The 19,936-nt window shown below is 50.7% G+C and carries 21 protein-coding genes and 1 pseudogene; 11 read left to right on the top strand and 11 right to left on the bottom strand.

What is annotated here, in order from left to right; translation table 11 throughout:
• Positions 1-473: 473 nt before the first annotated feature.
• Positions 474-1,418: a DUF2279 domain-containing protein gene (locus A8O25_RS08155; protein ID WP_241498966.1), complete on the bottom strand. Its 945-nt coding sequence runs from the start codon at positions 1,416-1,418 to the stop codon at positions 474-476.
• A 583-nt stretch (positions 1,419-2,001) separates the two neighbouring features.
• On the opposite strand from A8O25_RS08155, the gene A8O25_RS08150 reads away from it, so the two are divergent.
• The 8 genes from A8O25_RS08150 to aroF all read left to right on the top strand — a co-directional run bounded on the left by A8O25_RS08150 (position 2,002) and on the right by aroF (position 10,209).
• Complete coding sequence (locus A8O25_RS08150) at positions 2,002-3,414, top strand: anthranilate synthase component I family protein (RefSeq protein WP_066833359.1); 1,413 nt, start codon at positions 2,002-2,004, stop codon at positions 3,412-3,414.
• Positions 3,415-3,521: 107 nt separating this feature from the next.
• The gene (locus tag A8O25_RS08145) at positions 3,522-4,145 is read left to right on the top strand and encodes an anthranilate synthase component II (RefSeq protein ID WP_066833357.1); all 624 of its coding nucleotides are present in this window, start codon (positions 3,522-3,524) and stop codon (positions 4,143-4,145) included.
• Positions 4,142-5,152, top strand: a complete 1,011-nt coding sequence (gene trpD / locus A8O25_RS08140) for an anthranilate phosphoribosyltransferase (RefSeq protein WP_066833355.1) — start codon at positions 4,142-4,144, stop codon at positions 5,150-5,152. The genes A8O25_RS08145 and trpD overlap by 4 nt, the downstream gene beginning before the upstream one ends.
• Positions 5,136-5,957, top strand: coding sequence for an indole-3-glycerol phosphate synthase TrpC (gene trpC / locus A8O25_RS08135; protein WP_066833353.1), 822 nt, complete (start codon positions 5,136-5,138; stop codon positions 5,955-5,957). Before trpD ends, trpC begins: the two co-directional genes overlap by 17 nt.
• 40 nt (positions 5,958-5,997) lie before the next feature.
• Complete coding sequence (locus A8O25_RS08130; RefSeq protein WP_241498965.1) at positions 5,998-6,633, top strand: phosphoribosylanthranilate isomerase; 636 nt, start codon at positions 5,998-6,000, stop codon at positions 6,631-6,633.
• A 401-nt stretch (positions 6,634-7,034) separates the two neighbouring features.
• The gene (gene trpB, locus A8O25_RS08125; RefSeq protein WP_066833350.1) at positions 7,035-8,237 is read left to right on the top strand and encodes a tryptophan synthase subunit beta; all 1,203 of its coding nucleotides are present in this window, start codon (positions 7,035-7,037) and stop codon (positions 8,235-8,237) included.
• Positions 8,224-9,021, top strand: a complete 798-nt coding sequence (gene trpA, locus A8O25_RS08120) for a tryptophan synthase subunit alpha (RefSeq protein ID WP_066833347.1) — start codon at positions 8,224-8,226, stop codon at positions 9,019-9,021. The genes trpB and trpA overlap by 14 nt, the downstream gene beginning before the upstream one ends.
• A 174-nt stretch (positions 9,022-9,195) precedes the next feature.
• A complete protein-coding gene (gene aroF / locus A8O25_RS08115; RefSeq protein WP_066833344.1) occupies positions 9,196-10,209 on the top strand; it encodes a 3-deoxy-7-phosphoheptulonate synthase in 1,014 nt (337 codons plus the stop codon).
• 99 nt (positions 10,210-10,308) lie between these two features.
• Here the strand turns inward: aroF and A8O25_RS08110 are convergent, their stop codons facing one another.
• Complete coding sequence (locus A8O25_RS08110) at positions 10,309-10,968, bottom strand: hypothetical protein (RefSeq protein ID WP_161947718.1); 660 nt, start codon at positions 10,966-10,968, stop codon at positions 10,309-10,311.
• A 332-nt stretch (positions 10,969-11,300) separates the two neighbouring features.
• On the opposite strand from A8O25_RS08110, the gene A8O25_RS08105 reads away from it, so the two are divergent.
• Together A8O25_RS08105 and A8O25_RS08100 are read left to right on the top strand one after the other, a co-directional pair.
• Positions 11,301-12,056 (top strand): hypothetical protein, encoded by a 756-nt coding sequence (locus A8O25_RS08105; protein WP_066833338.1) that lies wholly within the window; start codon positions 11,301-11,303, stop codon positions 12,054-12,056.
• Positions 12,057-12,469: 413 nt separating this feature from the next.
• Complete coding sequence (locus A8O25_RS08100) at positions 12,470-13,162, top strand: hypothetical protein (protein WP_066833331.1); 693 nt, start codon at positions 12,470-12,472, stop codon at positions 13,160-13,162.
• 118 nt (positions 13,163-13,280) lie between these two features.
• Here the strand turns inward: A8O25_RS08100 and A8O25_RS08095 are convergent, their stop codons facing one another.
• The 7 genes from A8O25_RS08095 to A8O25_RS08065 form a co-directional block, all read right to left on the bottom strand.
• Positions 13,281-13,469, bottom strand: a complete 189-nt coding sequence (locus tag A8O25_RS08095) for a hypothetical protein (RefSeq protein WP_241498964.1) — start codon at positions 13,467-13,469, stop codon at positions 13,281-13,283.
• 59 nt (positions 13,470-13,528) lie between these two features.
• Positions 13,529-13,945: a DoxX family protein gene (locus tag A8O25_RS08090; RefSeq protein WP_066833325.1), complete on the bottom strand. Its 417-nt coding sequence runs from the start codon at positions 13,943-13,945 to the stop codon at positions 13,529-13,531.
• A 90-nt stretch (positions 13,946-14,035) separates the two neighbouring features.
• On the bottom strand, positions 14,036-14,470 hold the full coding sequence (locus A8O25_RS08085; protein WP_066833320.1) for a VOC family protein: 435 nt from the start codon (positions 14,468-14,470) through the stop codon (positions 14,036-14,038).
• Between the two features lie 193 nt (positions 14,471-14,663).
• Positions 14,664-15,170, bottom strand: a complete 507-nt coding sequence (locus A8O25_RS08080) for an SRPBCC family protein (RefSeq protein WP_066833319.1) — start codon at positions 15,168-15,170, stop codon at positions 14,664-14,666.
• A gap of 73 nt (positions 15,171-15,243) precedes the next feature.
• Positions 15,244-15,672, bottom strand: coding sequence for a VOC family protein (locus A8O25_RS08075; RefSeq protein ID WP_066833316.1), 429 nt, complete (start codon positions 15,670-15,672; stop codon positions 15,244-15,246).
• A 9-nt stretch (positions 15,673-15,681) separates the two neighbouring features.
• Positions 15,682-16,218 carry an SRPBCC family protein gene (locus tag A8O25_RS08070; RefSeq protein ID WP_206598668.1) on the bottom strand — a complete coding sequence of 179 codons (537 nt, stop codon included), beginning with the start codon at positions 16,216-16,218 and terminating at the stop codon, positions 15,682-15,684.
• A 90-nt stretch (positions 16,219-16,308) separates the two neighbouring features.
• On the bottom strand, positions 16,309-16,569 hold the full coding sequence (locus A8O25_RS08065; protein WP_066833310.1) for a hypothetical protein: 261 nt from the start codon (positions 16,567-16,569) through the stop codon (positions 16,309-16,311).
• A gap of 283 nt (positions 16,570-16,852) precedes the next feature.
• On the opposite strand from A8O25_RS08065, the gene A8O25_RS08060 reads away from it, so the two are divergent.
• A complete protein-coding gene (locus A8O25_RS08060) occupies positions 16,853-17,842 on the top strand; it encodes a GlxA family transcriptional regulator (protein ID WP_066833308.1) in 990 nt (329 codons plus the stop codon).
• 159 nt (positions 17,843-18,001) lie between these two features.
• On the opposite strand, the gene A8O25_RS08055 is transcribed toward A8O25_RS08060, so the two are convergent.
• Both A8O25_RS08055 and hemL read right to left on the bottom strand, forming a co-directional pair.
• On the bottom strand, positions 18,002-18,406 hold the full coding sequence (locus A8O25_RS08055) for an acyl-CoA thioesterase (protein WP_066833305.1): 405 nt from the start codon (positions 18,404-18,406) through the stop codon (positions 18,002-18,004).
• 177 nt (positions 18,407-18,583) lie between these two features.
• Positions 18,584-19,878 (bottom strand): annotated as a pseudogene (hemL, locus tag A8O25_RS08050) (glutamate-1-semialdehyde 2,1-aminomutase).
• Positions 19,879-19,936 lie beyond the last annotated feature (58 nt).

Here is a 19,936-nt window from a genome sequence, read left to right as displayed (position 1 = left end):
TGGTCTCTACCTTTTTCCGAAACGTCTGAACCAAACCAATAACAATCGGCAATTTGACAATTTGCAAATCCTTGAATGTGCGCATCACGGGCCCGTCTCAGGCTAGCGGGGCAGCAGCAGCTACTTGCAGAGGCAGACATAACAGCACAAGCAGCTACAGTAAAGGAACCCAAACCAGTCCTGGCGGTGAGCGCCTCTGTTCATACGGTGCCGCACCAGCGGCAAGGCCGGAGGGCCTAGTTTTAACAGCAGTGCGAACCGCCAGGACGGGCCCCGCGGCCGTGAGCGCATACCAGAAAAGATGAAACAACACAGCTACTAAACCACCGCGTCAAACACCAAAGCCAGGGGAACAGCGAATTAAGCATTTCAGCAGCAGCAACTGGCAGTCACCAAATACAGCATCAAGCGCCACCGACAAGGGAACAGCAGACTACGCATTGCAAAAGCAGGCCCCCAAGCATTAGCCGTAGTTAAAAATACAACCCATGCAGGCGCCACCCACGTCTGCCATTCCATTCCACCGCCGGGGCGGGTAACTTCACCGCATTCAGCACATAAAACGCGCCGCGTAAAAACTTGCTCCGGGTTGGAATAGCTTGCCAGTTCAAATCCAGACTCAGGTAATACTGCCGGTACGCCTGTAATCCTAAGGCTTGATTGGCATCTGTATCATGATACACCATTTCCTCGGCCCCATAACCTAAAGCTACATTCAACCATTTTGGGTATTGGCTGGAGGCAGGTAGGAACTTGGCCACGTCTACGCTGAGCCAGTAGGTTTGCCCATTGTAGTCTTTGAGCAGTTCCTCGGCCAGGCCGTTGCCCAAGACGTTAGGGCGTAATTCCGCGTAGCGGGAACGGTGGAAGGAAAATTTCGGCGTGAGCCGAAGCTCTCCCCAAGCCAGTTGTTGGCTAATGACAGCCAAAGAACCGGCGGCGTTGGTGGCGATGTCAGACGCTGAGGCACCGTAGGCAGGCGAGCGGCCGTCAAAATACTCAATGGGTGTCTGGAGCAGGAAACCGAGTGAACCGCCCCACCAGATAGCTTTCTTCTCTGAGACACCCAAGCTGCGCAGCACGTCAACGCCCAACCGACTTTCATGGAAGGCACCCCAGAAGTGGCCAAGCTTGTCCATCTGTTTCCATTCGCGGGCGTCATTGAACCAGTGGAAAGAGGAGCGGGGCTCATTTTTGTACCAGGTTTCATTGAGCCAGAGCAGACCGCCGGTGTAGACGGCGGCTGCGCCGATGGCAATGGGGAGCACCTTCTTGGAGGCCTGCCGGGCAGAATCTGCTTCAACCCCAGTTTCTAAAGTATAGGTTGACTGCGCGGCAGCGGGCAGGGCAGGAGTTAGCCACAACCACCCGTACAGGCAGCACCAGATAAAGAAGCTGGAGGAAAGCGTTTTGTGCAATGGTAAAAAAATGGTTGCTCGTTTAACATGGCGCAAGCGTCCGCTTGTGCCGCAGTTTGGGGCAGTTTCGCGAAAAAGAGGCTGTAAACGCAAATTTCTCCTTGTTAGTAGGCACAAGCGGACGCTTGCGCCATATAATTTTGACTTTGCAAATGCTAAAGAGAGCCGTTGAACCACGTCATAAATGTACAGAATTGATAAGAAATTGCCTTTAGTTAAATTTTTGATATTTTTTTCTGCCATTCGCTTGCACATTCTAAAACGACCGTTACATTTGCAACATGAACACAGCACAATTTACACATAACGCTTGGTGGCACACTCCTCAAATCTGATGGGTGACCCGCTTGCTATGCAGTAATTTGCTAGAACCAAAGGCTCGGATTCACCCCGGGCCTTTGGCGTTTTTAACCGTTTCATCAAGACAAAAAAAACATGGTACAGGTACAAATCTTCAACCAGTTCTGTTGGTGGCACCAATCGCAAGATTCGTGAACAGCAGGCTGTTGCCTAGAGAAAACGTGCCCATACCCAAAAGGCTTGCTGTTCTACCCAAACGGCAAGCCTTTTTTATTTGAACCACATGAAGACCTTCAACCTACAAACGCAATACCGCCACCTCCTCGCCGACACCGTGACCCCGGTGGGCATTTACCTGCAGCTGCGCGACAAATACCGCAACTGCCTCTTGCTGGAAAGCTCTGACTACCACGGCCAGGAAAACAGCTTCAGTTACATCTGTTGCGAACCCATCGCCGAGTTCCGGTTAAAAGACAGCCAGCTGCGCCTCACGTTTCCAGACGGAACGGTAGAAGAGCAAGAACTGACGGACAAGCGCGAGGCGGTGAAATTGCTCCAGCAATACGCTGAGCAGTTTGAGGCAGGCAATGACCAGTTCGGGTTTATCCAGAACGGGTTGTTCGGGTACATGTCGTTTGAGGCGGTACAGTATTATGAGCAGCTCAATCTGCAGGAGAAACCCACGGCGCACTCTGATATGCCCGAGATTCTGTACCAGGCGTTTAGGTACGTGATTGCCATCAACCACTTCAAGAACGAGCTGTTCATTTTTGAGCACTTTTTGGGAAATCAGCCACAAAACGATGGGTTGGACGAGCTGGAAAACCAAATCCAGAACAAGAACTTCCCGCAGTTCCATTTCTCTACGGTGGGCGAGGAAGTCACCAACCAGACCGATGAGGAATTCCTGAAGGTGATTGAGCAGGGCGTGAAGCATTGCCACCTGGGCAACGTGTTCCAGATTGTGCTCTCCAGAAGGTTCTCGCAGGAGTTTCAGGGCGATGAGTTCAACGTGTACCGTGCGTTGCGCTCCATCAATCCGTCGCCGTACCTGTTTTACTTTGACTACGGCACTTTCAAAATCTTTGGGTCATCGCCGGAGGCGCAGCTCACCATCAAAAACGAGAAAGCCACCATTTACCCCATTGCGGGCACGTTCAAACGCACCGGCAATGACCAGGCAGACGCCGAGTTGGCCCAGAAGTTGTATGATGACCCCAAAGAGAACGCAGAGCATGTGATGCTGGTAGACCTGGCCCGCAATGATTTAAGTCGGCACGGCGATAAAGTGAAGGTAGAGGTGTTCAAGGAAGTGCAGTATTACTCCCACGTGATTCACTTAGTTTCTAAAGTGACGGCGCAGCTGCCCAACCAGCACGGCTCGGTGCAGATGGTGGCAGATACGTTTCCGGCGGGCACGCTGTCTGGGGCGCCCAAGCACCGCGCGCTCACGCTCATTGACGAGCTGGAGCCCACGGGCCGCGGCTACTACGGTGGCTGCATCGGCTATCTGGGCTTTAACGGCGACTTCAACCATGCCATCATGATTCGGTCGTTTTTGAGCGTGAAGAACCAGCTGTTTTACCAGGCCGGTGCGGGCGTGGTGGCCAAGTCAGACATTCACAGCGAGCTGAATGAGGTGCACCACAAATTGGCCGCCCTGCGGAAGGCGCTTGAAAAAGCCGCAACTATTTAGTAACTTATGAATTAAAGATTTCTGTTTTCGGGCTGTTTTCTGAAAAACAGGCCAGAAACGTAAAATCCAAACCGATACAGACAAACCCGACTAAACCCAAGAGTACCATGAAAATTTTAGTTCTGGACAATTACGATTCCTTCACCTACAACCTGGTGCAACTGCTCCGGGAACTGGGCTACGCCGATAAACTAGACGTTTTCAGAAATGACCAAATCACCCTGGAAGACGTGGAGAAATATGATGCCATTGTGCTGTCGCCGGGGCCAGGCGTGCCCGAAGACGCGGGTATCATGCCGGCCTTAATCAAGAAATACGCGCCTACCAAACGTATCATGGGCGTGTGCCTGGGCCACCAGGCCATCGCCGAAGCCTTCGGGGGCGAGCTGGAGAACATGAAAGAGGTCTTCCACGGCGTGTCAGCTACTATAAGAGTGGTGAACAACCACGAGCCCATGTTCCAGTCACTGCCGCAAACGTTTCAGGTGGCCCGCTACCATTCCTGGACGGTGGTGCCAGATTCCATGCCTTCAGAATTGAGAGTGACCGCCGTTGATGAGAACGGCGAGGTGCTGGCGCTGCGTCACCGCGAGTATGACGTGTGCGGCGTGCAGTTCCACCCAGAATCTATCTTAACTGATTACGGCAAAGAGATGATGCGCAACTGGCTGGAAAAACCCCAGACCCGCATCACGAAATGGACCACGTTTGCCGCTTCCCTAACCCTATGAAACAAATTCTGCAACAACTGATTGAGCACAAAACCTTATGCAAACAAACCGCCAAGGAAGTGCTCATCAATATTACGCGCGGCCAGGCCAATGCCAGCCAAATGGCAGCTTTCATGACCGTGTACCTCATGCGCAACATTACCGTTGACGAGCTGGAAGGCTTTCGGGAAGCCATGCTGGAACTCTGCTTACAACCAGATTTGGGCACCGACCAGGTGATTGACCTCTGCGGCACCGGCGGCGATGGAAAAGACACGTTCAACATCTCCACGCTGTCTTCTTTTGTGGTGGCGGGCGCGGGGTACAAAGTGGCCAAGCACGGCAATACGGGTGTTTCGTCTATCTGCGGGTCGTCTAACGTGATGGGGCATTTGGGCTACAACTTCACCAATGACAGCGAGGTACTGCGCGAACAGTTGGAGAAAACCAACCTCTGTTTCATGCACGCGCCGCTGTTCCACCCGGCCATGAAAGAAGTAGCGCCTATCAGGAAAGAATTGGGCGTGAAAACCTTCTTCAACATGTTGGGGCCTATGATTAATCCGGCGAAGCCGCACTTCCAGCTGGTGGGTGTGTTCAGTCTGGAACTCATGCGCCTGTACACGTACCTGTATCAGAAGACGGGCAAACGCTTTGTGCTGCTGCATTCGCTGGACGGCTATGACGAGGTTTCCCTCACCGGTGCCTTCAAAATGGTGACGCCGCAGGGCGAACAGATGTTGCAGCCGTCAGACCTCGGGTTCCCTACGTACCAGGCCTCTGATTTATTCGGGGGTGAGACGGTGGAGGATGCGGCCCGCATTTTCATGGACGTGCTGGAAGGCCGCGGCACCCAGGCTCAGCAAGACGCCGTGGTGGCCAACGCCGGACTGGGTATTTACTGTTCAGACGAAACCCTCACCGTGGCGCAGGCCATTCAGAAAGCCCGGCACACGCTGGAGACAGGCAAAGCGCTCCATACTTTTAATCAGCTTTTAGTGACCCAACCCTATGCCTACCATTCTTGACCAAATAGTGGCGCACAAACGCCAGGAAGTTGCCGACCGCAAAACCATTGTGCCGGTGAAATTGCTGGAGCGCAGCCTGTATTTCCCGTCGCAGCCAGTGTCTTTGCGAAAGTACGTGCAGCGCGATGACCTCAACGGCATTATTGCCGAGTTCAAACGCCGCTCGCCTTCCAAAGGAATGCTGAACGCTTACGCGCCGGTAGAAAGAACTACCATTGGCTACATGCAGGCCGGGGCCTCGGCGTTGTCTGTACTTACAGATTCTGCATTTTTTGGGGGCAAGAGCGAAGACCTGACTACCGCCCGCAAATTCAATTTCTGCCCCATTCTGCGCAAAGATTTCGTCATAGACGAATACCAGATTCTGGAGGCCAAATCCATCGGCGCAGACGCTATCTTATTGATTGCCGCCATTTTGACGAAGGAAGAAGTGGCCCAACTGGGGCAGTTTGCGCATTCATTGGGGCTGGAGGTGCTGCTGGAAGTGCATGACCGCGAAGAACTGGAAAGAACCGTGACGTCGCACGTAGACCTGATTGGTGTGAACAACCGCAACCTGCATGATTTTACCTTGAGCGTGGAGACATCTAAAGAACTGGCGGACTTGATTCCTGATGACTTTGTGAAAGTGTCTGAAAGCGGCATCAGCTCCGCAGAAACCATCATGGAGCTTCGGCAATACGGCTTTGAAGGTTTTTTGATAGGGGAGACGTTCATGAAAAACAGCCGTCCGGAAAAAGCCTGCGCGGCCTTCATAGACGAGCTGAAAAAACTGCGGACGGCTTCGCCCGCGTTTACCATCTAGTTTTGGCCTCATTTCAGAAAAACAGCTTAGAAACGCAACCATGGCCCCTCGCGACCTGAAGATTAAAGTCTGCGGCATGAAGTATTCAGAGAACATTGAAGAACTGCTTCAGCTTCAGCCAGATTACATAGGGTTTATCTTTTATGAAAAATCGCCGCGCTTCATCACCACCCAATGGGCCGTTTTCTCGTCGTCGGCGGGGAGCGGGGTAGAGAAGGTGGGGGTTTTTGTAGATGAGCTGGTGGTCAACATTCTGCAGAAGGTCACCGATTTGGGGCTGGACCTGGTGCAGCTGCACGGCCATGAACCGCCGCAGTTCTGCGCCGAACTTAAAGACGCCGGGCTCACCGTTATGAAAGCCTTCCGGGTGGGCGACGACTTTAATTTTATTCAGTTGCAGGAATACGCCGGCTGCTGTGACTACTTCCTGTTTGACGCCAGCGGCCCTTCGCCCGGCGGCAACGGCACGCGGTTCAGCTGGAACTTGCTGCAGAACTACAATTTAGACGTGCCTTTCTTCTTGAGCGGCGGCATTGACCTGGAACATATTGAGGAAATCAAAGCCCTCCGGCACCCGCAGCTCTACGGCATTGACCTGAACAGCAAGTTTGAAGTTTCGCCGGGGTTGAAAGATGTGACGCGCCTGAAAGAGTTCTTTACCCAGCTAAGGGACTAATATCGGCGCAGCCGAAAGAAGGAAGTGCGTTTTCGGCCTGTTTTAGCCAAAACAGGTCAAAAACAGGAAGTAGGTTACCCCTGTTGAGAGGTTATCTAACCAATTCAATTAATGAATTCTCTCTTTTGTCATTCTGTCTCTCTTTGCCATTCTGAAAGAATCTTGCTGGCAAACTAGAAAAGCAAGTGCTACTACAGTTCGCCACCGAGATTCTTCCAGAATGACATAATGGGGATAGAAAAGAAGGTAGAAGGACAAAGAGGGAGGCAGAATGAAGAGCTGCGGGCTAATTGAAAATGGGTAGGTGAAGTGAAATTGATAAACTGTATAAGTAGCCAGCTGTTTTAGAATAGAATAGCTAGGCAATAACTAAGATTAAACGTCTAAAAAGACATAAAAATATGAGTAAGAATTACGGAGTAAGCGAGCGGGGCTATTACGGGCAATTTGGCGGGGCATTTATCCCGGAGATGCTGTACCCCAACGTGGAGGAGCTGCGCGAGAAATACGTGCAAATTATAGAGGAGCCCGAGTTTCAGGAAGAACTGCATTTGTTGTTGCGTGATTATGTGGGCAGGCCCACGCCGCTGTACCACGCCAAGCGTCTTTCTGAAAGGTACAACACCAAAATCTACCTCAAGCGCGAAGACCTGAACCACACCGGTGCTCACAAAATCAACAATACGGTGGGGCAGATTCTCATGGCGAAGCGGCTGGGTAAAAAACGCATCATCGCTGAAACCGGAGCCGGTCAGCATGGCGTGGCCACCGCCACCGTTTGCGCCTTGGCCGGGTTGGAGTGCATTGTCTACATGGGCAAGATTGACACCGAACGCCAGAAGCCCAACGTGGAGAAAATGAAACTGCTGGGGGCAACTGTGGTGCCGGTGACCTCGGGCAGCCAAACCTTGAAAGACGCCACCAATGAGGCCATCAGAGACTGGATTAACAACCCCGTAGACACGCACTATATCATTGGTTCGGTGGTAGGGCCGCACCCGTACCCAGACATGGTGGCGCGTTTTCAAGCTATTATTTCCGAAGAAATCAGGAATCAGTTGCTGGAGAAAGAGGGAAGGGAACTGCCTGATTATGTGGTGGCTTGCGTGGGCGGCGGAAGCAATGCGGCCGGAGCGTTCTATCACTTCTTAGATGAGGAAAGCGTGAAGTTGGTGGCAGTAGAAGCCGCTGGTTTGGGTGTAGATTCAGGGCATTCGGCGGCGACGTCGGTGCTGGGCAAAACCGGTATCATTCACGGCAGCAAAACCTTGCTCATGCAAACCGAAGACGGACAGATAACTGAACCCTATTCCATTTCGGCGGGGCTGGATTACCCGGGGGTGGGGCCGTTGCACGCGCACTTGGCCCAATCGGGCAGAGCCCAATTCATTGCCATCACAGACGCTGATGCCATGGAAGCGCTGCGCGAATTGAGCCGTCTGGAAGGCATTATCCCGGCCATTGAATCGTCACACGCACTGGCGGCTCTGAAAGAAATCAATGCCGGACCAGAAGATGTGGTGGTACTGAACCTTTCCGGCCGCGGCGACAAAGACCTGAACACCATTCTCACCTACTTTGAACAACAAGATGCCCAACAATAGACTCACTCAACTTTTCCGGGAGAAGACCGGCAACCTGCTCAACGTGTATTTCACCGCCGGTTACCCTAAACTGGAAGACACCGTGACCATTCTGGAGGAACTGGAAGCCTCCGGCGCTGATTTGGTGGAGATTGGCATGCCTTTCTCTGACCCCTTGGCCGACGGACCTACCATACAAGCCAGCAACATGGTCGCGCTGGACAACGGCATGTCCCTGAAAGTGCTGTTAAAGCAATTGGAAGGCGTGCGGGAGAAAGTGACGCTGCCCATCATTTTAATGGGGTACCTGAACCCGGTGATGCAGTACGGCTTTGAACGCTTCTGCGAAGATGCTGCCAGGGTAGGGGTAGATGGTCTTATTCTGCCAGACCTTCCGTTTGCCGAGTACGAGGAAGAGTACAAACCCATTCTGGAGAAGCATGGCCTCAGCCTTATCTTCCTGATTACGCCGCAAACTTCAGATACAAGAATCCGGCAAATTGACAACCTGACCAACTCCTTTATCTACATGGTATCCAGCGCCAGCACCACTGGCAGCCAGGTGCAGACCAATGACGCTCAGCAGGCCTATTTCTCCCGCGTGCGGAATCTGGGTTTGAAGAACCCGCTGCTGATTGGCTTCGGGATTTCAGATAAGAACTCCTTTGAGCTGGCCTGCCAAACAGCTCATGGCGCCATTATTGGCAGCGCTTTTATCAAAGCGTTGCAAAACGCGGCGGAGGTACGGGAGAATGTAAGGAGTTTCTTGAAGTCTATTAAATCAGAGCCAACCGTACAAGCATGAACGACGACATAATTCGAAATACAAGCTCTTATTTTCAAGAGTATACACCCCCCTTTGTCATCTTGGAAAGATCTTGTGGGCGAGCTAGAACGGCATTTATTAACCGCTACTACCGTTCGCTCACAAGATCCTTTCAGGATGACAAAAGAGAAGTGAACTTTCAAATTTAAAAACATGCTGATCCAGCTACAAGCTAATATACGTCCTGACCAGAAGACTGCCATTCAGGACAAAGCCAAAGAACTCAATTACAAAACTACTGAGGTCATCACCCAGGCAGGTCATTATCTGGTAGGTACCGGCAAAGCCGAATTTGACGTGCGCACCATCGGGCATTTACCCGGTATCAAGGACATTCACATGGTCTCTGATGACTACAAACTGGTGTCACGCAAATGGAAAGTGAATCCCACGGTCATTGACTTCGGGGATGGGCTGCAGGTGAAGGAAGGGGAGTTGACCCTCATGGCCGGGCCTTGCTCCATTGAGAACGAGGAACAAATTGAGAAAACCATTGCGCATTTGGTGAGCCAGGGCGTTCGCTTCATGCGCGGCGGCGTGTTCAAGCCCCGCAGTTCGCCGTATTCGTTCAGAGGGTTGGGTTTGGAAGGTCTGAAAATGTTCTACCAACTCTGCCGCGCCAACGGCATCAAGATTGTGACTGAGGTGATGCAGGTGTCGCAGATTGCGCCCATGGAACCGTATACTGATGTGTTTCAGGTTGGCGCCCGCAATACCCAGAACTTTAACCTGCTGGACGAACTGGGCAAAGTAGACAAACCGGTGCTGTTGAAGCGTGGCATCTCCGGCACCATTGATGAACTGCTGTACTCCGCTGAATACATTTTCTCCGGCGGAAACGAGAAGCTCATGCTCTGCGAGCGCGGCATCAGGACCTATGAAACCGCCAGCCGCAATACCTTAGACCTGAACGCCATTCCAATCCTGAAAGAGAAAACGCACCTGCCGGTGATTGTTGACCCTTCGCACGGCATCGGCATCAGGGACTATGTGGAGCCCATGGCTTTGGCCGCCATCATGGCCGGTGCCGATGGCATTATCTATGAAACCCACGAGAAACCAGAGGAAGCCGCCTCTGACGGGGCCCAAACCTTAAGTTTTGCGGAGTCTGCCCGTATGATTCAGAAGATGCGCAAGACGTTTGAACTCAGGAAAGAATTGGTATAATACCCAAAAACTCCTTGCAGAACATCTGTTTCCGGGCTGTTTTGGGAAAAACAGCCCGGAAACAGGCATTCCGGAACAAAAGTGCATTCAGTTGGTCTATTACCTGGGGGTGGTTCCAGTGCTACTGGTCACCTTCTGGAAGTAGTACATGGGGCCGTCAGAGGGGGTGTGGTCTTCAATTAAGAAATTGCTGTCTCCTGTAGATAGAGAAGTGCTTCTGGAGGTTTGGTTGTTTTCTAAAATGACTACCCATTCTGGGGCTGTCAATTCATGTACTCTATAGGTTCCGGTAGTAACTGTGCCAGATGTTGACCTGGTATAGGTGTTATCTGTATAAAAGGTGATAACCTCTTCAAATTCGGCGGGAGTGACATAGGGTTCGGGTTTACCAGCTATTTGTGATAGCCAAACCCTCTTCACATACTTCCACTCGCCAACAACAGCTGTGGCCTTGATAGAGGTAGTCTTTCTTTGAAAAGGGGAAGTAGGTTCATCGTCTGTTTTATCACAGCCTGTCTGCGCGAAAACAATGAAAACCAGCAGTAGAGAAATAAGTCTTTTCATAATAGAGTTAGTAGATGTTGGAGAGTTTACTGAAGCTGTTTTAAGTTTTTTCCTTTTACTATCTTGATAGATCTTGGCTGACCCTGGCATGGCAAACACGATTGCCGGTGTTTCCGTTTCGGGGCTACTTTCCAAAAAACAGCCCGGAAACAGAGACTTTCTTCTCCTGAAGGAACAAACAGATGTTTGCGCCACAAACTGTAATAAAATGCTAAACGCTTTTTCTATAGGAATGATGATGCCTTTAAAGGTAAGAGCATCTGTATAGAACTATGGTTGCATCCTTTCTAGAAAAAAACTGAAAAAAGCGTTTAAACATTTGGAAATATAAAACAGGACTCTTATATTAGTCCCAGTTATGCAAAACTTTGCCCTATATATGATTATTGTCAATTCTGCGAAGCGCACATGCGCCTTCGGAGCCGGGACAATATGGGTGAATTTTTGATGGATAAAGACTAAGAACATCAATCACCATAAAAGGCCTGGTTCCGCTTCGGAATCAGGCCTTTTTCATTTTAACCGTTATGTACCAGCAACAGTATCATCAGTACACCATTCAAGAACAGCAGATTTGGAACATCTTGTACACCAAGCGTGTGGAGACGTTGGCTAATCAGGTCGCGGCACCCTTCTGGGAAGGCGTGAAGGCGCTGGAACTGAAGGCGTATATGATTCCTGATTTCCAGGAGCTGAACTTTCTGCTCAAGCGGCAGATTGGCTGGGAGGTAGTGGCCGTTGAGGAACCCATGACCCCGCGGCAACTCCTCGCCCGCTGGGCGAAGTGCAAATTCCCGGCGCTGACCTCACTTCGGTTGCACCCAGACGCTGATATGCGTCTGCAGGGCGGGCAAGACATGTTTACCCACGTGTTCTGCCAGTTGCCGTGGTTGCTGCAGCCAGAAGTAGCGGGTTTCATGCAGCGGTTGGGCGTTTTGTCTAAAGAACAGAAATCGCCGGAGGGCATTGAGCTGTTGTGGCGGTTGGCGCAGCATGTTTTAAGCAACGGCTTGCTTAGAAATGAGGAAGGGAAAGTGATGCTTTTCGGGGCGGCTTTGCTTTCCAACGCCCCGGAGGGCGAGGCGGCCATGCGCAAAGAGAACAGCTGGCAACCATTGGATTTGGCAGAAATGTTAGCCATGCCTCACAAAGAAAAGGAAGTGGCCGAAAGGTACTTCGTGCTGGAGCAGTTGGCTGACCTGACCAATTTGGTGACCCAACTGGAGAAAGATGGCGTGCCGGTGGTGGAGCTGCCGGCGGAGTTGCAGTTAGTAGCGGGGTAAAAATGGAAGTTCTGCTTTCGGGCTGTTTTCTGAAAAACAGCCCGAAAACTTTAAATAAGATTTATATGGTCTGTAAATAAAGAGTGGTTTGTTTTGGTCATAATTAATTACTCTTTAAAGTTTAATGTTTTATCAGAGTTTCGAACCTCCGCCTTTGCTCTTATAGAATAGAATAACACTATTTTTCGTAAATGTTTTCTGAAAGTATGCCTAATGAGGTAGCACAAGTTAACCTTTAAGTTGCTAGACTATTTTTATCATAAATTTCAAATTTACCCATATAAACTTTTAGAAAACGTTTCACGAAGGCAAATAAGAATAAGTTAAAATAATAAAAAAGGAAAAGTGGTATGGATTATTGCTAAGTAAATTCTTATATTTCTTAAAATTTCAACTTAGAATTCTTAAGAAGAATGAAAAATTTAATGAAACTGACTTTTTTGAGTCTTTACGCTTTTTTTTCTTTTAATGCCAAGGTAAATGGGCAAGGGGTTAACCTTTCAGTAGATCCAATTGGTGTAGGGGTAGTGGGTAAAATGTATAATGGTGCAACAGGTTCTCCATATTTGTCTGAAGATTGGTCTCAAGGGAGCGTCAAATTGCAAGATGGGACCTTATACCAAGGCTTGAACCTAAAGTATGATCTGATTAAAGATGAATTAATATTCAGTTTAGATAAAAATCATGCTAAAGCTTTTATGTACCCCGTAAAAGAATTTACCATTATAGAGGGGAATGACAAAGCTGTCGCACATGGAAGGATTTTTAGAAATGGTTTTCCTGCTGTAGATGGTAACAATGAGAAATCGTATTATGAAGTACTGGCGGATGGTAAGTACCAATTGCTCAAACGGACTTCTAAAGACATTGTAGAAGAAAGGGCTCCAGGGGCCACTTTTGCTACTAAACAGATTAAACCTACAGTGAGGTACTATATGACAACACCAACTGGACTTGTTAAAGTAAGGAAAGATAAAAAGGGAATACTAGCAGTTTTAAAAGATAAATCCACTGAAATAGCCAAATTCGCTGAAAATAATAATTTGAGCTTTAAAGAGGATGAAGACTTAGCCAAACTAGTTACATACTATAATTCCTTAAATTAGTGTCCTTTTTCTAAAGTAATAGATAGCGACTGATCATGGCATGGTACAAGCTAAAGCTTGTACCCGCGGGTTCTGCTTTCGGGCTGTTTTCTGAAAAACAGCGAAAACAGAACCAACTCTATTCTTCCAGCACCTGGCAAAAAAAGCCATTTTCCTGCACCAGTTCAATGACCAGCTCAGGCGGACAGCCGTTGCCTTCCACTCTCAGAATCCGGTCACAGTCGTCAAGGTCAAAGCTAATCTTACAGCCTGGCAGCTGTTGCGTGAGTAGTTGCGCCAGCGCATGGGCTTGGGAAACTCTTGCCACATTGGTTTTAAATACTTCAACGGGGTGCATGACTTCGCCTGATAAATAAAATGAAACGCTTAGGAAACGGCTAGAGAAAGGTCTGGCGTTTTTTCTGGAACACGGTGCGCCGCCGCTTTCAGTAGCTTGTGGTGGAAGTAATAAGAAAGCGCCACCAGCAGAATGGGCAGAAAAAGTGGCAAATACACAGAAACCGGTTCGCCAATAGACATCAGCGAATACATGGCGCCCACCAAATCAAAGATGAGGCCGGCATACGCCCACTCTTTCACCCGGTTAAAACCAGGCACCAGAATGGCGAAAATCCCCAACAACTTCGCCACCCCCAGGAACGGCAACAGGTACAACGGGTAACCTAGCCAGTTGAAAAGCTCCACCGATTCGGGTGAGGACATGACGTTGAACACCGACCCGAAGCCCAGCATGAGCGCCATGATTCCGGTGAAAGCCCAGTAGAGAATTTTAGTCTTTTTCATTTGTTAGAAGAGATGAAATTTTGATAGTGAATTGTGAAGGATTTCCTGTTTTGCTGTTTTTAGAAAAACAGCCCCAAAACAGGAAATTTTTTACGCCATAGTTTCCGGTTGGGCAGCGGCAGCTTGGGTTTCGGGCATGGCCTCCATGTAACTGAATTCCCAGAGGTGGCCGTCTAAATCTTCAAAGCCCCAGCCGTACATAAAGCCGTGGTCTTGCTTGTCATTGGGCGCGGCCCCACCGGCGGCCACGGCCTTTTCCACCAAAGAATCTATTTCTTCCCGGCTTTCCGCCGAAAGGCAAACCAGTACCTCGGTGGTTTTGGAGGCATCGGCGATGGGTTTCTTGGTGAAGCCCTGGAAGAACTTTTCTACCAGCAGCATGACAAAAATATTCTCGCCCACAATCATGCAGGTGGCGTCTTCATTGGTGAACTCCGGGTTGAAGGTGAAGCCCAGTTTGGTTAAAAACTCAACAGAACGGTTCAGGTCTTTCACCGGAAGGTTTACAAAAATTTGCTTTGCCATTTTCTAATTTTTTAAAGTGATACATGCTGTGTTCTAGAGGCGGAGAGGTTAGAGGGCGCAAGGGCCAGCTTGTGCCCCTGTTTTGGGGCTGTTTTTCTGAAAACAGCCCCAAAACAGGAAACTAATCTACCGTAAGACCCAGGCGGACGCTGTTGCTAAGGGTAAACTGAAAACTCTAAATTCTTCCCGCTTTTTATTGAAGTTGCTGCAACAGGTTCTCCAGCTTGTCTAACGACTCACTCCAGCCGGCGCGGCACAAATCCAGCATTTCACCGGTGGGCAGCCCTTCATGTTGCAGGTGGAAATGGGTTTTGCCGTCTTTTTCCTCAAACGTGAGCGTCACCAGCAGTTCCAGCGGCCAATCATGGCCCATGCCCAAGTTGGCGGCCGAGATAATGTTCCCTTGCTCATCTGAAAAGGAATCGGTCACCACCATCCGGTGCGGGGCATCTATCTCACGGTACGTGCCCTTGCTCCAGAAATCCTGCCCCTCGGGCGAACGCATGCAGAGGTGCGTTATACCGCCCATCCGCAGGTCTACATGGCAAACCGGAGCCGTAAAGTCTTTGGGACCGTGCCAACGCATGAGCAAAGCGGGAGTGGTCCAGGCTTGCCAAACCAGTTCCCGGGGCGCGTTGAAAATACGATGCAGGTGGAGCGTGTCTAACGCAGGTTCTTGTAAGATTTCATTTGCTGCCATGGCGATTTCAGATAAGGTGATGGGAAGATTCTTTTTCAGGTGAATAAGCGAAGGACATTCCTTACATGCGGTGCTATTGCTGGCTTAAATCCAGGTCAATCATCCATTGCAGCCCGAACTTGTCTGTGAACATACCAAAGTAGGAGTTCCACGAACTTTCATGCATGGGCAGAGACGCCTTTCCGCCCGCTGACAGTTTGGCAAATACCTCATCTGCCTCATGTCTGGAAGTTGGGGTAATGGTGAGAAAGAAGTTGTTGCCCATGGTGAGGGTGTGGCCCATAGAGTCCAGCGCATCGGTGCCCATCAACAGCACAGAATCGCCAATTGGGAGGCAAATGTGCATGATTTTCTCCTGGTCTTCGGGTGACATTCTTTCCGCCTCTGGCGTGTCTTTGAACCTTATGAGCGCTTTGAAATTGCCGCCGAAGACAGATTGGTAGAACCGGAAGGCTTCTTCGGTGTTGCCCGGGAAATTGACGTAAGGATGAATGGTGAGCATAGCGTTAGGTTATTTTTTGGAAATGGTTTCTTTTTCTAAAATTCCTTTCAGGTTGGTCAAACTGGCTTCTAAGTCACCGCCCAGCATTTTGTCTGTAAATAAATTCATGAGGTTGAATGGGTAAGGCGAAGAACCTTGCATGCCCCACGTGACTTTGGTCTGGTTGTCAGAGAGGGCTTGGGTGTGGAATGGGGCTTGTGCCATGCTTTCCATGGGGCGTTTAAACCTGACTTCAATGTCAATGTTCTGTCCGTCCAGGTGCTTGATTTCCTGCTCGCCTTCACCGGCTTGGTCATTGCCGTTCCAGGCGTACACAAACCCCACGGTGCCGTCGGTGCCCCTGAATGCTTTTTTCATGTTCGGGTCAGCCATGACCCATTTGCTAAAGTTTTCCTGGTTTTTGAGGTGCTTGAGGTAGGCAAACACCTCTGGCTGGGGCTTGTTGATGACAATCTGCCGTTCCACTTTAAAGTCGTTTTGCACGAACAGCGCCACTACCAGAGGCAGCACTACAAAAGCGGCTACGCCGAGTAAGATTTTTTTCAAGGTTTTCATGGATAAAAAGAGAGATGATTGGTTTAAATAGTGACAAGGGTAGTAGCAGGCTTCACCATGAGCAGAATTTTGGTTTGCCATTTATTCCGGGTTTGGCTTGTTGGCGGGGCCGGTGGGGTGCGTTTCAATAGCGAAGACATTTCCTTTGATAAAGGCAGCCAGCTCCTGCTGCGCCGCGGCTACCGGGCATGCGGCCAGCCACGCCTGAACTTCTGGCAAAAGCGGAGGCAGGTGCCGGTGAATCTGCGGTAGGGCCACCTGCGTTTTGATGACCGCCAAGTGCTGGGCAGAGTGGCGCTTAACGCGGGGTTCTGTATAGGCTGCCAGGGCGTATGGAGTCATAGTTCTTTCCTTCATATTGACCTTGCAAACATAGACTTCTTTAAAAGGATGGAACGGGGGGGAATACGGCATTAAACGGGGTGATTCCGACATTTTCCCCAGTACGCCTGAAGCTGAAAGGAAAGCCTCAAAATTGACCAGGTTATAGAATCAGGAAGCAAGAAAATTATGTACCTTGAAAACCAAAGCAACTACACCGGCCGCCGGTATAATGCTTAAGAATGAGAGTGATAGATAGGGCAGAAGGAAAAGAATGCCTTAAATAACCAAAAATATTTTAGAGATGAAACACATCACGCTTCTTGTTCCTGAAGGCGCTATTCTGGGTAGCGTGGAAGGCCCCCGACAGGTGCTGACAGAGGCCAATAAACTGCTCTTAGGCATGGGCAAACCGGCGCTTTTCAAGATTCAGCTGGTGGGGCTTACAAGGGAAGTGAAGGCGGCCGGCGGCATTTACACTGTCTATACAGATGCCACCATTCATGACGTTCCCCACACTGATTTGGTGTTGATTCCGGCGCTGGACGGTGATTTGGCCAAGGCCGTACAAGCCAATGCCGAATTCATGCCCTGGATTGTGCAACAGTACCAGACCGGGGCCGAAGTGGCGAGTCTCTGCGTGGGCGCTTTCCTGCTAGCCTCTACCGGATTGGTCAACGGCCGCAAGTGCGCCACCCACTGGATGGCCGCCAATGCCTTCAGGAAGATGTTCCCAGAGGTGGAACTGGTGGAAGACAGCATCATCACCGACGAGCACCGCATCTACTCCAGCGGCGGCGCGTTCTCCTACCTCAACCTGGTGCTCTACCTCCTTGAGAAATTTGCGGGGCGCGAGATTGCCGTAGTCATGTCTAAGGCGTTCCAGATTGACATTGACCGGCGCAGCCAGAGCCCGTTCGTGATTTTCCAGGGGCAGAAAGACCATGAAGACGACCTCATCAAACAGGCCCAGGAGTTCATTGAAGCCAATTACCAGGAAAAAATCTCCGTAGACGACCTGGCCAGTAATTTCTATCTAGGCCGGAGAAACCTGGAACGCCGGTTCAAGAAAGCCACCTGCAATACCGTGCTGGAGTACATACAGCGGGTGAAGATGGAGGCGGCCAAGATGCGCTTTGAATCCTCCCAGGACAATGTGAACGAGGTGATGTTTACCGTTGGGTATTCAGATCCAAAAGCATTCAGGGCCACGTTTAAGAAAATCACGGGTTTGTCACCGCTTGAATACCGGAACAAATACAACAAAGTAGCCGGTGCGCTCCAGGTGAATTAGCAGCAGCAGGTTGAGCTACTTTTTCTGTTTTGGGGCTGTTTTGGCCAAACAGCCCCAAAACAGAAAAAACTCCCCTGAAAATAATTCAGGAAAGGAGGCATTCTTCTCGTTCCAATGAAATGGAGTGGGCACCTAGGCGGCATGAAAAAAGGGCGGCTTCTACAGCAGACGGAGAAGCTCCTGCTCAATCCTTCTGGGGCGTAGGGTCTGGGCGTCTAACAGACACCAGACGGTCTTTGCGGCGGCCAGCAGTTCACCGGTGGCTGTTCTGTACAGGCTCACAAACCGCTCAAATTTTGCCCCCTGGTGTTCCCCTACCCAGGTATAACCCGTCACGGTGTCTTGCAGGAAAGCAGGTTTGTGAAAATCAATTTCGTGCCGAAGCACCACCCACAGGAATTTTTCCTGCACTCTGGGCGGTGCCACCTGCGCCCAGTGCGCCGCTGACACCTCCTGCACCCACCTCAGATACACCACGTTGTTCACATGGCCCAACGCATCAATTTCTTGCGGGGTGACCCTGATCTCAATTGAAAACTTGCCGGCGTGCTCCTGAGGTTTCATTCTAAGGGCTGAACGTAAAATTGAGGGGAGAAGATAAGGCGGACGTTCTGTTTTGGGGCTGATTTCTGAAAAACAGCCCCAAAACAGGAATATCATAAAGTGAAAAAAACAGGTGCTTAAAAAAAGGAAGCGGTGCCTTGGTTAGGTTCAGGCGCCGCTTCTTTTGAGCTATTCTTTCTAAGGGTGTATGGCTTTTAAAGCTTCCAGGTTAGCTGCCAGGTAGTGATCTGCCAGTTCATCTGTGAGGGCATGGGAGACAAACAGAGTCTCAAACTGGGAAGGGGCCAGGTAGATTCCCCGCTGCAGCATCTCATGGAAATACTTCCCGAACAGCTGCAGGTCTGACGTTTTGGCCGAGGCAAAATCTGTAACCGGTTGCTCTGTGAAGAAGATGCTGAACATGGAGCCCACCTGGTTAAGGGTGTAGTGCAAGCCCAGTTGCTGCAGGTTCTGTCTGGTACCGTTCACCAACTTGTCAGTGATCTGCTGCAGGTGCGTGTACACCTCAGGATGCTCGTTCAGGTACGTCAATGCCGCCAAACCTGCCGACATAGCAATGGGATTGCCTGACAAAGTACCTGCCTGGTACACTGGCCGGCCGGGGCTACTGCGTTCATGATCTCCTTTTTTCCGCCGTAGGCGCCCACGGGCATGCCGCCGCCAATGATTTTGCCCAGGGTGGTCATGTCTGGGCTTACGCCGAACAACTCCTGCGCCCCGCCTTTGGCTAGCCGGAATCCCGTCATCACCTCGTCAAAAATGAGCACAATGCCTTCTTTGGTACATAAATCCCGAAGCCCCTGCAGAAAGCCTTCTGCCGGTGGCACCAGGCCCATGTTGCCTACCACCGGTTCCAGAATGATGGCGGCTATCTGCCCCGGGTTGGCTTCTACCAGCGTTTGCACGGCGGCTAAGTCATTGAAGGGGGCGGTAAGGGTATCATTGGCCACACCTTTGGTTACGCCGGGGCTGTCTGGTACCCCCAGGGTAACGGCCCCGCTGCCGGCGGCAATCAGGAATGAGTCACCGTGCCCGTGGTAGCAGCCTTCAAACTTGATCATTTTGTCACGGCCGGTGTAGCCGCGTGCCACGCGTATGGCACTCATGGTGGCCTCAGTGCCGGAGTTTACCATGCGCACCTTCTCCACGCTGGGGATCATGCTGGTGATAAGCTCGGCCATTTCAATCTCGCGGCGGGTAGGGGCCCCAAAGGAAAGGGAACCGGGCAGGGCATCCCGCACCGCTTTCTCCACCACCTCATGGGCGTGGCCCAGGATCATTGGGCCCCAGGAGTTGATCAGGTCCAGGTACTGGTTGCCGTCTTCGTCATAGAGAAACGCACCCTTGGCAGATTTCAGGAACAGGGGCTGACCGCCCACCGCCCTGAATGCCCGCACCGGTGAATTCACCCCGCCGGGAATAAACTGTTGGGCCCGCTCAAATAGTTCTTTGCTGGTTATATGGGTAAGCATGTTGGTTCAAAGGATTAGTGGATGAAATATGCAGATGACAGAGTAGGGGAGGGTGTAA

Origin of the sequence: Rufibacter ruber, assembly GCF_001647275.1 — a bacterium.
Classification (GTDB): Bacteria; Bacteroidota; Bacteroidia; order Cytophagales; family Hymenobacteraceae; genus Nibribacter; species Nibribacter ruber_C.
Note: the sequence above shows the minus strand (reverse complement) of the source record. Positions and strands in the feature narration are given on the sequence as shown.